Origin of the sequence: Adlercreutzia muris, assembly GCF_041223505.1 — a bacterium.
Classification (GTDB): Bacteria; Actinomycetota; Coriobacteriia; order Coriobacteriales; family Eggerthellaceae; genus Adlercreutzia; species Adlercreutzia muris.
Window position 1 is genome coordinate 218,741 of the sequence record NZ_JBCLQK010000002.1, and the last position, 12,397, is coordinate 231,137.

Below are 12,397 nucleotides of genomic sequence, written 5' to 3' on the forward strand. Positions count from 1 at the left end.
CATGTTCAACACAATCAAGCCGCAGGACGCGACGGAGGGCTGCAAGAAGATGCTCACCACCGAGGGCGTCAGCCTCGTCGCAGATGCGCTTGGCGAGGTGAAAGACCCCATCGACTTCGCTTTCATGCAAGGGCTCCTCGCTGGCCTCAACTTCCCGACCATCCCCAATAGCGCGGACGTGTACGGCTCCGACATCCCCGACTACGCCTGCAACGCGCTCGTCAACGTCAGGAAGGAGATTATGCGCCAGGCCATCGCCGACGGCCACGTGAACGTGACCATCATCGATCTCGGCCGCAAGGACGACGCCGATGACGAGCCCGATGCTGCGGAGGGGGATGCCGAATGAAGGAATGGAGGCACGCGGGCCTCGACTGCGGGTTGATCAACGGCAGGCACGGCAGCACGAAGGGCTACGTGGCCGTGCGCCAGGGTCACCCGCTCCACGGGAAGACGGAGGAGCAGATCGCAGTCGAATGTGGCCCCAAGCTCCCCCGTGCCAAGTATGCGGGAGACCTGCACGAGGATGGCAGATGGTGGCTCGGGTTCACCATCGCCCCCGCGAGGGTCAGCCCTCCCGAAGACGAATGCCGCCAGGAAATCGACTTCATTGCCGACCGAATGGCGTTGATCGGGAGTGACCAACGATGAGCATTCAATCAAATCTCATGCTGCTCTCGATGTCCGCGAAGTTCAAGGTCACCAGCGCGAGCGAGAACACCTACCAGGTTGCGTTTCGGAACGACCATGACGATTACACCCTGCAAGCCGTATACGAGGACGGCAAGTGGAGCTACTTCATGAGAGGCATCTACAACAGCGGCATCGACTACGCAGAAATCGACATCGACAAGCTGAACGAACTCATTGCGTTCGCCAAATCGCTGGAAGGCGGTGACAACAAGTGAGTCTGAATACCATGAAAATCAACGAGCTGCGCGAATACGCCAAGGGGCGCGGAATCGACATCAAGGGCCTCCGCTCCAAGGACGACATCAAGGCGGCTATCGAAGCTGCCGAGGCTGTTGCAGACGAGCATGAGGACGAGTCCGTTGTTGTCGAGGCAGAAATCATCGAGGACGAGCCTGTTAAGGCCGGGGAGCTTGCCGTGAGTTTTAGCCCTGGCGTCCTCTCCGCGAACTTCTCCGCGCTCGAAGCCTACGTTGACGGCATCATAGAGACCTACAAGGACTGGGAGCCCTCTGCCGACAGCCAGGAGGACGTGAAGCAATGCGCTACGCATCGCAAGTACCTCAACGGACTCGCCAAGCAGATTGACGAGCGGCGCAAGGCCGTGAAGAACGAGTACCTGCGGCCCCTCAACTCATTCGAGGCAGACTGCAACCGCATCCGAGACAAGGTGAAGGATGTGTCCACGCGCCTCAACGATGTGGAGAAGGAAGCTGACGAGGCCCGCAAGACGCAGAAGGAAGATGAGCTGCGCGAGCATTACGAGAGCTATGCGGGTCTTCTGGCGGAGGTCGTTCCCTACGACAAGATTGCCGACCCCAAGTGGCTCAACAAGACGCCGACCCTGGAGAAGGCGAAAATCGAGCTTGAAGAGAAGGTGGACAAGGTAGCCGCCGACTGGGAGACGTTGAAGCGTCTCAACCTGGAGTTCTTCGAGCAGGCCGAAATCCAGTTCTTCAACACGCTCGACCTCGGACAGGCAACTGCCTACGCCGACAAGCTGGCAGAGGACGCCCGCAAGATTGAGGCCATGAAGGCAGAAATGGGCCAGTATGCCGAGCCTGCCGATGACGAGGTTCCCATCGATGCCTACGACGATGCGCCTGTGAATCCCGTTGAAGATGGCGGTTATGAGCCGTTCGACCCCATGACGATGGAGCAGGAGCATAGGCCGATGCAGCCGATTCCAGCGCAGCAAGAGCCCATGCAGCCCATCGCCGCCCCTCAACCTATGCCTGTGGTCGATTCTGGCAGCGTGTCGCAACAGATAGCGGCAATCATGGCTACTTATCCCGAATCGAAGCAGCAGAACGTCCTGGAGGCCCTACGCGCCTCGCAGCAGCCGATAAACCAGGCCGTCAAACCCTACGTGATGATTATTGACGGCGCGACAGTCGAGCAATGCAAGGCAATCGGCAAGCTCTGCGGCCTCGTAGGTGTGACTGGAACCTTCAAGCAAGGCGTCCTCCAGGAAGTGGCGCAGCGCGTCGCCCAGGAGGAAGCGGCCCAGAGGCAGGTGTTCCAGTATGGAGCCTAACGACAGCATCCTGCAAAAGCTCCTGGACATCCAGAGCAAGTTGAAGGTGGAGAAGGGCACCTATAACAAGTTCGGCAAGTTCTACTACCGCTCGAAAGAGGACATCCTGGAAGCTGCGAAGCCGATGTGCCACGAGCGCGGCTTGACGCTTATCTGCGATGACGAGGTGCGCTGCCTGGACAACGGATGGGTGTACGTGACCACCACTGTGACCCTCACGGATGTTCTCACTGGGGAGTGCGTGACCGCAAAGGCGTCGGCACGCGAGCCAGACTCCAAGCCGAAGATGGACAGCTCGCAGGTATCTGGAAGCGCGGCCTCCTATGCGGGAAAGCGTGCGCTCGGCAACCTCTTCGCCCTCGACGATACCAAGGACGCCGACGGCTACGAGGAAAACCCCAACACCAAGAAGAACCGCCAGCAGGGAAGCCCTCCAGCATCGGGACAGCCCTTCGTAGGTGCTTGCACGGCCTGTGGAATCCAGTACCAGTTCCAAAGCCCAGAGCAGGCGGCTAACTGCGTCTGCCAGTGCGGGAACCGAGTGTTCGAGGCCGTCTGATGAGAGGGACGCTTTACGAGTGCATAGCTTACCTGACCGAATGCGACCCACAGAAGCAGTACGAGGTCAAGGAGGTCAAGAAGAGGCGCAGCCTGACGCAGAACGCCTACTACTGGGCAATGCTCAACAAGCTGGCGCGAAAGCTGCACATGGGCGACACCGAGGTGCATCTGAATATGCTCCGCGAATACGGAGTGTGTGAGGTGATGAGCCTAAGCATGAGCGTCCCAGCAGGCGACTACTTCAAGTATTTCGACGATTTGGGAGTTGACTTCATAGACGGCGAGGAACGGCGCACGTTGAAGGTCTACAAAGGCTCCTCCCGCATGGACTCATCAGAGTTCAGCCGCCTCATAGAGGGGATGCGCGAGGAGTGCGAAGCGCAGGGAATCGACGTTGCAACACCCGAAGAGATAGCACGTATGAGCTTTATCGAGCCAGAAAGGAACGACTATGGCTGCGGATATTAACCGAGTGACAATCAGCGGGAACATGACCCGCGACCCCGAAGTGCGGTCAACCGCTTCGGGTATGACCGTTTTGAGCTTTGGTGTCGCCGTGAACGGCAGCGTCAAGAACAACCAGACGGGGGAGTGGGAAGACCGCGCAAACTTCGTTGACTGCACCATGTTCGGCAAGCGTGCAGAGAGCGTCAGCCAGTACCTATCGAAGGGCACGAAGGTTTTCATCGACGGCTCTCTTCGGTTCTCCCAGTGGGAGGACAAGAACGGAAACAAGCGCAGCAAGCTGGAGGTCATCGTTGATGACATCGTGTTCACGGGCAACCGAAACAACGACCAGCAGGGCGGCTATCAGCAACCGCAGCAGTATAGCGGCCAGTATCAGCAGCCCCAGCCCTACCAGGAGCCGCAGCAGTACGCTCCTCCCCAGCAGTATGCGCCTCCGCAGCAGGCGCAACCCTATCAGCAGCAGGGCGGCTACCAACAGCCAATGCAGTACGCCCCGCAGCCTTCCCAGCCCGTTCAGCAGCAGATGCCAGTCGTTGACGCAAGCACGAGCGTATACGACGAAGACATCCCGTTCTAAGGAGGTTCCGAATGAGCGAACCCATGGATAAGCAGCAAATCGAGACCATACTAGACCTTCACCGCAAGTGGCTCTACGACGAGCCAGGTGGCGAACGTGCCAATCTGCGGGGTGCCAATCTGTGGGGTGCCAATCTGGAGGGTGCCAATCTGCGGGATGCCAATCTGCGGGGTGCCAATCTGCGGGGTGCCAATCTGTGGGGTGCCAATCTGGAGGGTGCCAATCTGGAGGGTGCCAATCTGCGGGGTGCCAATCTGTGGGTTGCCAATCTGGAGGGTGCCAATCTGCGGGATGCCAATCTGTGGGGTGCCAATCTGTGGGGTGCCAATCTGTGGGGTGCCAATCTGGAGGGTGCCCTTAACGCAAGTCTGGTCTTCGCCCAGACTTGCGTGTGTCCTCAAAAGGGAGCGTTTATCGGCTTCAAGAAGGCCTATTACGGTGATTGCGGTGAGCCCTGCATCGTCGAGCTGGAGATTCCTGCCGATGCCAAGCGCAGCAACGCGTCTGGGCGCAAGTGCCGCGCCTCTAAGGCTCGCGTGGTCGAAATCACCGACCTTGAAGGGAGTCCAATTGATGGCGCACAGCGCGTTTTCTCTGGACACGACAATAGCTTTACATACAGCAACGGCGTGACCGTTGAGCCCACGGAGCCGTTCGATGAAGACCGTTGGGATGAGTGCGCTCCTGGCATCCACTTCTTCATTACGCGTGAAGAGGCGGTGGCTTGGTAATGTTCACTCCATTTACATGGTTCACGCAGTTCACGGAGATATACGTGACCATTGAGGATTTGGAGCAGCGTGCCGCGTTCGCTTTGGCCGTCATCGACTATGGCGCACGCGGCATCGAGCCTGACCTTCCATATCCTCTAAGTACGTTCTTCGCCAGCATCAGGGGCGACATCGACAACTCTGTGAAATCGCGTACCCAGAACACAGGTGGGAGACCTAGGAAACAGCAAGTTTCCCAGACTACGATATTCGACGAAACGAATGGTTCCGACACTACGGAAACAGGTGGTTTCGACGAATCTGAACAGGGGGTTTCTAATCCTAATGCGCGAGACGGAAACCCCGCCCTATATAGTCCTAATCTTAGTCCTAGTCTTAGTCCTAAACCTAAACCTAGTCCTAAAGGTAATGGGGCGGGCAAGCCGCCATACGATGCCATTATCGCCTACCTGAACGAGAAAGCTGGCACGGGATTCAAGGCCTCTGCCAAGGCGACGCAATCACTAATCAACGGCAGATGGCGCGAGGGCTACACGCTCGAAGACTTCAGGGCCGTCATCGACGCGAGGGTATCCGCCTGGAAGAACAACCCCGAAATGAGCGAGTACCTTCGGCCCAGCACCCTCTTCTCCGCCTCTAAATTCGAGGGCTATCTGGAGGCCGCGAAGAAGAAGGGAAAGGCGGTGAGCAACTATGCCAAGTACGACGGATAACGCCCATGTCTGCGAATTCTGCGGCAGGCCCCTTGAGTTCAAAGAGCTTCCAAAGCCCTTTGTGGCTAAAGGAAGGGACGATGGCAGAAAAGGCAAGCCGTTCGGCTTCTACCTTGATTGCCAGTGCGCGGATTCGGTGAGGCACCGCCAGGAGATCGAGAGAGCCGAGGAGGCGAGTCGCAGGGAGGAGGAGCGAGAGGATTTCTACAGGCGTCTGGAGCGAGCTGGCGTGAAGAAGCGTTACGAGAAGGCCGCCCACGAGCTTGAGCCAGAGAACACGCAGAAGGTTCTCGAAGGGAAGTCCCTCTACATATGCGGAGAGTTCGGAACGGGCAAAACGCACCTTGCGAGCGCGATAGCCCGAAAGCTGATCTGGAGGCGCAAGCGCGTGAGGATGCTCACTGGCATCGACATCACCATGATGCTCCAGGCAACCTACGGCTCGTCGGAGAGCGAGGCGGATGTTCTCGCAAGGCTCGCTAATGTGCCCATCCTGATTATCGACGACATGGGAAAGGAGCCGCCGAGCGATTGGGTTCTGTCGCGCCTCTTCGCGGTCATCAACGCCCGCTACGACAAAATGCTTCCTACCATCATCACGACCAACTACGAGAAGAGCGCGTTGGTCGAGCGCATGGGCAAGCACGGAGACCACGACACGGCCGAGGCAATGGTCTCGCGCATCTGCGAAATGTGCGAGCTTATCAAGCTGACTGGCGAGGACAGGAGGCTGTCATGAGCTTCACGCCCCCCGCCTCCCAACTGCGCGGCCTCTCCCTCGATGTCGCTGATCTTTACGGAAAGCCTCATATCGGTGCGCACTACGAGGGCAAATCGATCAAGTCTCACAAGAGGGACGGCGATTCCGCGTGCCTCGTCTGCGGAAAGGTCGTCCAGAGCGTTCATCACGTCCCCCCGCTGTCGAAGGGCCATGAATTCACGTTGAGGACTCCCAACGGCGTCTTCGAGCTAAGGCCGTCGCTGTTCGCCCTATGCGGAAGCGGGACGACTGGATGCCACAACGACTTCCACGGCGGAGCCAGGTTCGTCCCCGAATGGGTATGGCACACCGACGCCGATGCGGAGGCTTGGTGGAGAGGCGAAATACTCCGGAGATTCAAGCCGCACAGCCCGATGCTCTACGCTTTCGGGTTCTGGCGCATCCATGACAGGAAGACGGGAAAGCACATCGAGGTGAACAGGATATGAGGAAGAGAGAATTAACGGCAGAATTAACGGCTCGCCTCGAAGCCGCAAATCAGACCATCGAATTGCTGCGAGCGAAGCTGTGCGGCGACGATCACGAATACGTGAAGGTCGGGGAGAGCGTCTTGAATGCTGGCAACCATGTTGAAATCGAAACCGTCTTTGTTTGCACGCGGTGCGGGAAACGGAAAGTTGGGAGGTGGTAGAAAGATGAACCCTGGGAAACGCTTCGAGCAGAAGTTCATGGATTCTTTCGAACCCCATGCCTACGTGCTGCGCATCCCAGACAACGTGTATATGTGCGGAAACCGCTTGATGGGAAACGAGAGCGAGGCTGATTTTCTGGTGGTGACGGGCACCGACGCGTATCTGATCGAGTGCAAAGCGACGTGCGGGGAATCGTTACAGTTTCGCAGCGTCAAGGAACATCAGGAGGTATCGCTCGTTGAGTTCGACGACATAGGCGAGCGGTCGCATGGATTCTTGGCCGTGGAGTTCTACGACAAGGAGGGCTATCACAAGCCCCACCGTATGTTCCTGTTGCCTATCGGCGAGTGGATGCGCTATAAGGCCGATTCTGGCCGAAAGTCCATGCCCATCAAGGCGTTCGAGGAAATGGGCGTCGAGCTTGCCTACAAGAAAGGGGCCTATGCGTTCGAAGGGAGGTGGTTCAGATGAGGATGAAGATGACACGCGAGCAGAAGGTTGCGCATCGCTTCCTCTCATCGTTCGACATGGTTGACAGCCGCCTCTCCTCAAGCCTCATCGCGCTGGAGCGGGCCGAATCGGCGCGAAGTTCAATCACTGGCTCCATCGAGGGCATGGGCCTAAGCGGTAGCCAGGGCGACAAGATGTGCAATGCGCTTGTGCGCATTGAAGAGTCCGTTGACGACATCAGGAGCCTGTCCGACGTCTATGCAGCCCAGTTCAAAGAAATAGAGGACTTCATCAGCGATGTTCAGCGCATCGATCAGCAGGCTGGCAAAGTGCTTCGACATATCTACATAGACCGCATTTCCGTGAAGGAGGTCGCCGACGAGGACGATATGCAATGCACTAAGAAGACCGTCTACGAGCATTTGAAGCGGGGCCTTGAGATAGCTTTCGCGCTTCTTGCAAAGGAGGTCGAGCCATGTCTATGAGCGACTACGAGATTCGATGCGACCCTGCTGCCGAATGGGACTGGCACTGCGAACGCCAGGAGCAGGCCTACAAGGCTTTTATTGCCGACAAGACCTGTGAGGACTGCGGAAACTGCGATGTTCCAGATGACAGGTTCAAGAACCCTGAGCTGATCGGCTATTGCCGAGTTTGGGGAGAGTTCGTGAGTCTGGACGACACTCCCAAGGAGATAGATTGTGAGAGGTTCTACGAATGAAGATAAACGTTACCAACTTGATCGACGAGTGCCCTCCCTGCAAGGACGCTGCGGTTACCATCGAGCATGACATCAAGACGAACGACCATGGCGAAGAGAAATACGTGAACTTGGTCATGGACTGCGAGCATTCGGGAGTCTGCGCCAAGAAGGGCTGCAACGCCTATAGCGCCATCGCATCCAAGGTTGCCGTATCGCCTATTGAGATCATGGGCCTTGAGGACGCCTTGAGAGGTGCCGTCGAAATGGCGCATATCTCGCGCCCAGGCGAGGAAGAGGAGACCCTTCGGGCCCTCTCCTGTCTGATTCCCGCAGGAATCGGCGTTCATGATGCACAACTCATCGCGCGGAAGCTTGCCTGCTACGGAAATGTTGATACCTGGCTTGACGCCAGAGACGAGAAAAAGGAGTTCGAACATGGCGAAGAATAAGCGCAAGAAGAGCCAAATTTGCAGCAACGGCAACATGATGGTCTATTGCCACTACGATAAGGAGTTGAAGCAGGTTCGAGATTGCTACCCCTGTGCCGAGTGCGACCCTTGCGCGTCGTGCCGAAAGGACGTTTGCCCATTCGCGAAGGAGGTGCGGTAATGCAGAAGGCGAGGAGCTTCTTCACCGCGCTCATTGCAGTGATTCTCTACATCGCAGTGGTCGCTGTCATTGTCCTGCTCTCCGCCGCCCTGTGCAGCTTCCTCCTGAACGTGATCGCGAGGTGCTGGACATGGGCGTAGAGAAATGCGATGCGGCCATCATGCGCACCCTTCTCCGCGACAAGTTCAGCGACACGAGGAGGTATGCGCTTGCCGAGGAGGTTGGCGACAGGACGGGGTATCAGCATCGTCGGCTTGATATGGTCGTCGTTGACGTTTTTCGCTCGAATGGCTACAGCCTTGAGGGCATCGAGATAAAGGTGAGCAAAGCGGATTTGAGGCGAGAGCTTCAGGACTCGTCCAAGCACAACACCTTCTTCGATGATCTTGACTACTACAGCCTCGCGGCTCCGAGCGACATCATAGACAAAGACCTTATCCCGAAGCACTGGGGCATATATGCTGCCAAGTTCAAAGATGGGGAATGGACGCTTAGGACGGTCAGGAAGCCTTGCAGCCTGCATGACATCGGAAGCCCTGGAATAAGCCGCCCGTTCTTCGCCTGCTTGGCGCGTGCGCTGTCCTGCCAGTCCCCGACGGAAAAGATGCTCCACAGCGAACGACAGAAGGGCATACAGGAGGGAATCGAGAAGCAGAAGAGACACGCCGATTATCTGCTCCGCGAGGCAGAGAGCAACTTCGAGGAGCTGAAAGCGTATCGGAAGCTTTTAGAAGGGTGCAACTTGTGGGGTGCTGATTCCATCGAAAGGGGAATCGAGCGATTCAAGGCGTTCGACGAGGCCAGACTTAATTGGCTTCCATCGAGTCTCGATGATCTGATAAAAACTGCCACGAGGGTGAGGGACAGCTTGCCAGAGGCGTTGAGAAAGTGAAGAAAGACCCCGCGCAAAGCGGGGTCTTTTCCTTGCAGGTCTATAGGGCCTTTCCGAGGCTCCTGAACAACTGTATGAAATCGTCGTCTCTCATAACCTCATCCGAGAGGAACACTCGGAAGAAGGCATCTTTTCCGTCCTCGTGCGATGCGCAGATGGTCTTCACCGGCTTCCCCATCAGGTAGGCAAGGACGAATGAAGGGCTGTCGAAATCGTACGTTTCCTTGCGGTACAGGGTTTCGCCGTTCGGGGCTACGATTTCTAGTCCTCCATAGAAGTATACCCCCGAGGCTTGCAGGTCTTTGAGCGTTGCCATCATGCAGCCTCCTGGCTCTTGATCATCCATCGCAGGGCAGAGAGGGCATTCGGTGTGAGCTGGCGTTGCCAAGTGCCGTTCTTCGGTGACCATCGGAACCCGTTCCTCTTCAAGACGGCTCTGATGTCATCGTCTGGCTTGCCGTCGAACATGAGCTGTAGCCGCATCAGCTCGACGTTCTCAATCACCATCACGGACTCGCCCATGAACTCTACCTGGCGTTTGGTCGTCTCCCTGCTCTTCTGGGCCTCAAGCTGATCGATTCGCTTCTTGACGGAGCGGATGTTCTGGTTGTTGTTGGAGAGGGAATATGGCGCGAACGGTGCCCGACGCCCCTCCTTGCGAGCCTTGGCGTTCTCCGCCTTCATGGCCTCCTGCCTCTTGGTCAATGTATCAAGCTTGGCGCGTAGCTTCTCGATGGCGTTGTCGTCGTCGCTCTTGATGGTCTCTGCCGAGGTGCCGATCTTGCGTATGCGCTCTTTGAGCGTTTCGATCTTCTCGATCTCCTTGTAGTGGCTGTCCCACGCCTGGTTCTGCTTTCTCTTCTTGGCCACGGGGAAGTTTCCGCCACCAGAAATGAGGATGCTCGGGCACATGGAGTCGATGCGATACTTCTTGTTGTACCACTCGGCCAGTTTCCTTGCGTAGCGGTCGGCCAGCTTATAGGCCTCCTCTGCCCTCTCTGGATTTCGCTTCGCCGCTTCATCTGCGATGCTCCATGCCTCATCGACCTCGCCCTGGTAGTCCGATGCGTCGCTGCGGAACGCGCCCATGTGGTTCATGTTCCAGGCCGTTCGGGCCCGCTCTTCGCTCAGTGGATAGTACGTCTTTTCCATAGAGGGGCCTCCTAGCAGTAAGTCGGGATGGAGTCGTTTTCGCGGATGGGCATGACGACCATCCGCGCCAGTGTTTGCAGGTGCTTGATGTCGCACCAGAATAGGGCTGGCTTCGTGGGGCTTTGCAGGCATATGCGCATGGTATACGCTTGCTTCCCCGCTATGGTGCTGACCAGTTTGCAGGCCTTTTTCAGATACTTGGGGTTCACGGCGACGGCCTCGGTGGTCGTTGGCTCGTGCTCGTCGGGGATGAGCTTTTGCCATTCCGGGAAGCTTCCCTCAACGTCGCGCAACTTTATGATCGCCCTGTGGTATTCCTTGCTCTGCTCAAGGTATTCCGTGGATTCTGCATGGTTGCGCTTGCCAGCGTAAGCCATCATGGTCTCCGTGTCGATGATCAGATAATCGTCCGATTCCTTCAGCTGGTCTGCGAGCGCGCTGGCATCGACGGTAAGCGATGCCTCGCCGTTTCCCTGTCTTTTGCCCTCGATGACGGCAAGCCCATAGGCGTCGGTCGCAACGAGGCGGTACGCGCCTGGGATGAGTTCGATCTTGATGGCTGTGATGATGCGCCTGGGGGAATTCTTGCTAGCCCAGGGGGCGATGGCTCTTACAGCCTTGGGGTTGATAGTTGCTCTCATGGCTCCTCCTAGCAAACGTTCAGCTCGACGATGGAGCTGTCTTCGGGGCTGTTGTGGCTCGACATGATGATGTGCTTATCCAACGCCTCATCGACGGTGACATCGCCCTTGCCGAGTTCCTTCACCTTCGCTATGGTCACGTCGGGGTTGCTGTTGATGTATTCGCGTACTGTCATGGTTCATTCCTCATAAATATGGGGGCTATCGTCAGATAACCCCCCGTTTCGTCATTGATGTAACCTCTGGTTTTGCTAGGCCAGTTGGTAGGCTGGCTTGCCTCCCTCGACCCTGCGCGACCTTACGGCGTCGCGCCCTGCCGCTCTTCCCGCCTCTCGGCTGTGCTCGCTGCCAAAGATCGCCCGCTGGCGACGAGGCTGTTTCAGGCTCATGTTGTTGTAGTAGTCATCGACATCCTTGGGACAGACGAGCATAAGGGCTTGGCATTGTTTTGCCAACTCGTCCTCGACGCCCTGCGTGAAGCCCCGAACGAAGTTCTCGTAGGCGTCCTTGTCTGTGTAGTAACGGTTCTCGTGCTCCTTACCGAGTTTGTTGCCGACGGCGTAAAGGTGCTCGAATACCATCAACGCCGCCTTGGCGTCGCATTCGTAGCCGATGAATGTGATAAAGGTCTTGCGCCTGCTGCTCGTTTCTGTGAAGCGTTGCCGCTGGATTGCTTTGCATCGGAAGTTCTCGGCTACCGTCGCGGCTAGGAAGCCCCGCCATGCCCGCGAATAGCTCTTCTCGGTCGTGGCCTCTATGACCTCCTGCTTGCATTCCTCGCCAAGCTCCCAATCCTCAACGTCGTTCTCGGCGATGAGCTTCTGGGCCTTGAGGGCGAAGGCCACTGCCTCCGCCTCCGTCGCCCCGTTCTCCACCGAATGGGAGAGCAGCTTCTTGATGCGCTCGATGATTTGCTCGCGGTTGCTCATTTCTGGTCTCCTATCTCTATGCAACTTTGGACAGTTCGCAAGGCTCGAAATAGATGTCACGCTCGATGATCTGGATACCTGCCCGTCTGTTCATCTGCTCGAACTCTTCGAGGCTGAAATAGCCAAGCTCGGAGCAGCAACCTTTGACAAGGCCGAAGGCCTGTTTGGTCTCGGGGTCGTATTCGGTCATATACCATTCCCACCCCGTAAGGCCTCCTATAAGGCTGAAATATCGGGCCTGTGCCATTGCCTGCTTTCCCTGGCCGTCCGTTTCGTAGAGTTTCGGAGTCTTCCGCTCTAGCTCTTTGGTCACTAGCTTTTGCATCGTGAA

General features: G+C 57.2%; 22 protein-coding genes. 16 read left to right on the forward strand and 6 right to left on the reverse strand.

Annotated features, from left to right (window positions below):
* Position 1 precedes the first annotated feature (1 nt).
* The 16 genes from AAK988_RS03045 to AAK988_RS03120 all read left to right on the forward strand — a co-directional run bounded on the left by AAK988_RS03045 (position 2) and on the right by AAK988_RS03120 (position 9,344).
* Positions 2-349: a hypothetical protein gene (locus AAK988_RS03045; RefSeq protein WP_369872766.1), complete on the forward strand. Its 348-nt coding sequence runs from the start codon at positions 2-4 to the stop codon at positions 347-349.
* A 298-nt stretch (positions 350-647) separates the two neighbouring features.
* Entirely contained in the window at positions 648-908 is a 261-nt protein-coding gene (locus AAK988_RS03050; RefSeq protein WP_369872767.1) for a hypothetical protein, read from the forward strand.
* Positions 905-2,227 (forward strand): DUF1351 domain-containing protein, encoded by a 1,323-nt coding sequence (locus tag AAK988_RS03055; protein WP_369880407.1) that lies wholly within the window; start codon positions 905-907, stop codon positions 2,225-2,227. The genes AAK988_RS03050 and AAK988_RS03055 overlap by 4 nt, the downstream gene beginning before the upstream one ends.
* Positions 2,217-2,786, forward strand: coding sequence for an ERF family protein (locus AAK988_RS03060; RefSeq protein WP_369872769.1), 570 nt, complete (start codon positions 2,217-2,219; stop codon positions 2,784-2,786). The genes AAK988_RS03055 and AAK988_RS03060 overlap by 11 nt, the downstream gene beginning before the upstream one ends.
* Entirely contained in the window at positions 2,786-3,256 is a 471-nt protein-coding gene (locus tag AAK988_RS03065) for a NinB/YbcN family protein (protein ID WP_369872770.1), read from the forward strand. Before AAK988_RS03060 ends, AAK988_RS03065 begins: the two co-directional genes overlap by 1 nt.
* A complete protein-coding gene (locus AAK988_RS03070; RefSeq protein ID WP_369872771.1) occupies positions 3,240-3,833 on the forward strand; it encodes a single-stranded DNA-binding protein in 594 nt (197 codons plus the stop codon). Before AAK988_RS03065 ends, AAK988_RS03070 begins: the two co-directional genes overlap by 17 nt.
* A gap of 11 nt (positions 3,834-3,844) precedes the next feature.
* The gene (locus AAK988_RS03075) at positions 3,845-4,564 is read left to right on the forward strand and encodes a pentapeptide repeat-containing protein (RefSeq protein ID WP_369880408.1); all 720 of its coding nucleotides are present in this window, start codon (positions 3,845-3,847) and stop codon (positions 4,562-4,564) included.
* Positions 4,565-4,608: 44 nt separating this feature from the next.
* On the forward strand, positions 4,609-5,277 hold the full coding sequence (locus AAK988_RS03080) for a conserved phage C-terminal domain-containing protein (RefSeq protein ID WP_369872774.1): 669 nt from the start codon (positions 4,609-4,611) through the stop codon (positions 5,275-5,277).
* Positions 5,258-6,016, forward strand: coding sequence for an ATP-binding protein (locus AAK988_RS03085; protein WP_369872775.1), 759 nt, complete (start codon positions 5,258-5,260; stop codon positions 6,014-6,016). The genes AAK988_RS03080 and AAK988_RS03085 overlap by 20 nt, the downstream gene beginning before the upstream one ends.
* Complete coding sequence (locus AAK988_RS03090) at positions 6,013-6,486, forward strand: hypothetical protein (RefSeq protein WP_369872776.1); 474 nt, start codon at positions 6,013-6,015, stop codon at positions 6,484-6,486. The genes AAK988_RS03085 and AAK988_RS03090 overlap by 4 nt, the downstream gene beginning before the upstream one ends.
* Before the next feature lie 126 nt (positions 6,487-6,612).
* A complete protein-coding gene (locus tag AAK988_RS03095) occupies positions 6,613-7,161 on the forward strand; it encodes a PDDEXK family nuclease (protein ID WP_369872777.1) in 549 nt (182 codons plus the stop codon).
* On the forward strand, positions 7,158-7,625 hold the full coding sequence (locus AAK988_RS03100) for a hypothetical protein (RefSeq protein WP_369872778.1): 468 nt from the start codon (positions 7,158-7,160) through the stop codon (positions 7,623-7,625). The genes AAK988_RS03095 and AAK988_RS03100 overlap by 4 nt, the downstream gene beginning before the upstream one ends.
* The gene (locus tag AAK988_RS03105) at positions 7,622-7,861 is read left to right on the forward strand and encodes a hypothetical protein (protein ID WP_369880409.1); all 240 of its coding nucleotides are present in this window, start codon (positions 7,622-7,624) and stop codon (positions 7,859-7,861) included. The genes AAK988_RS03100 and AAK988_RS03105 overlap by 4 nt, the downstream gene beginning before the upstream one ends.
* A complete protein-coding gene (locus tag AAK988_RS03110; protein ID WP_369872780.1) occupies positions 7,858-8,292 on the forward strand; it encodes a hypothetical protein in 435 nt (144 codons plus the stop codon). Before AAK988_RS03105 ends, AAK988_RS03110 begins: the two co-directional genes overlap by 4 nt.
* Positions 8,293-8,451: 159 nt before the next feature.
* The gene (locus AAK988_RS03115; protein WP_369872782.1) at positions 8,452-8,592 is read left to right on the forward strand and encodes a hypothetical protein; all 141 of its coding nucleotides are present in this window, start codon (positions 8,452-8,454) and stop codon (positions 8,590-8,592) included.
* Entirely contained in the window at positions 8,583-9,344 is a 762-nt protein-coding gene (locus tag AAK988_RS03120; protein WP_369872783.1) for a hypothetical protein, read from the forward strand. The genes AAK988_RS03115 and AAK988_RS03120 overlap by 10 nt, the downstream gene beginning before the upstream one ends.
* A gap of 40 nt (positions 9,345-9,384) precedes the next feature.
* Here AAK988_RS03120 and AAK988_RS03125 read toward each other — a convergent pair whose 3' ends face one another.
* The 6 genes from AAK988_RS03125 to AAK988_RS03150 form a co-directional block, all read right to left on the reverse strand.
* Positions 9,385-9,663, reverse strand: coding sequence for a hypothetical protein (locus tag AAK988_RS03125; protein WP_369872784.1), 279 nt, complete (start codon positions 9,661-9,663; stop codon positions 9,385-9,387).
* Complete coding sequence (locus AAK988_RS03130) at positions 9,660-10,496, reverse strand: hypothetical protein (RefSeq protein ID WP_369872785.1); 837 nt, start codon at positions 10,494-10,496, stop codon at positions 9,660-9,662. Before AAK988_RS03130 ends, AAK988_RS03125 begins: the two co-directional genes overlap by 4 nt.
* A gap of 11 nt (positions 10,497-10,507) precedes the next feature.
* On the reverse strand, positions 10,508-11,137 hold the full coding sequence (locus AAK988_RS03135; protein ID WP_369872786.1) for a beta clamp domain-containing protein: 630 nt from the start codon (positions 11,135-11,137) through the stop codon (positions 10,508-10,510).
* Between the two features lie 8 nt (positions 11,138-11,145).
* Positions 11,146-11,313, reverse strand: a complete 168-nt coding sequence (locus tag AAK988_RS03140; protein WP_369872787.1) for a hypothetical protein — start codon at positions 11,311-11,313, stop codon at positions 11,146-11,148.
* Positions 11,314-11,388: 75 nt separating this feature from the next.
* Positions 11,389-12,066, reverse strand: a complete 678-nt coding sequence (locus AAK988_RS03145; RefSeq protein WP_369872789.1) for a DUF2786 domain-containing protein — start codon at positions 12,064-12,066, stop codon at positions 11,389-11,391.
* A 16-nt stretch (positions 12,067-12,082) separates the two neighbouring features.
* Positions 12,083-12,391 carry a DUF2958 domain-containing protein gene (locus AAK988_RS03150; protein WP_369872790.1) on the reverse strand — a complete coding sequence of 103 codons (309 nt, stop codon included), beginning with the start codon at positions 12,389-12,391 and terminating at the stop codon, positions 12,083-12,085.
* Positions 12,392-12,397 lie beyond the last annotated feature (6 nt).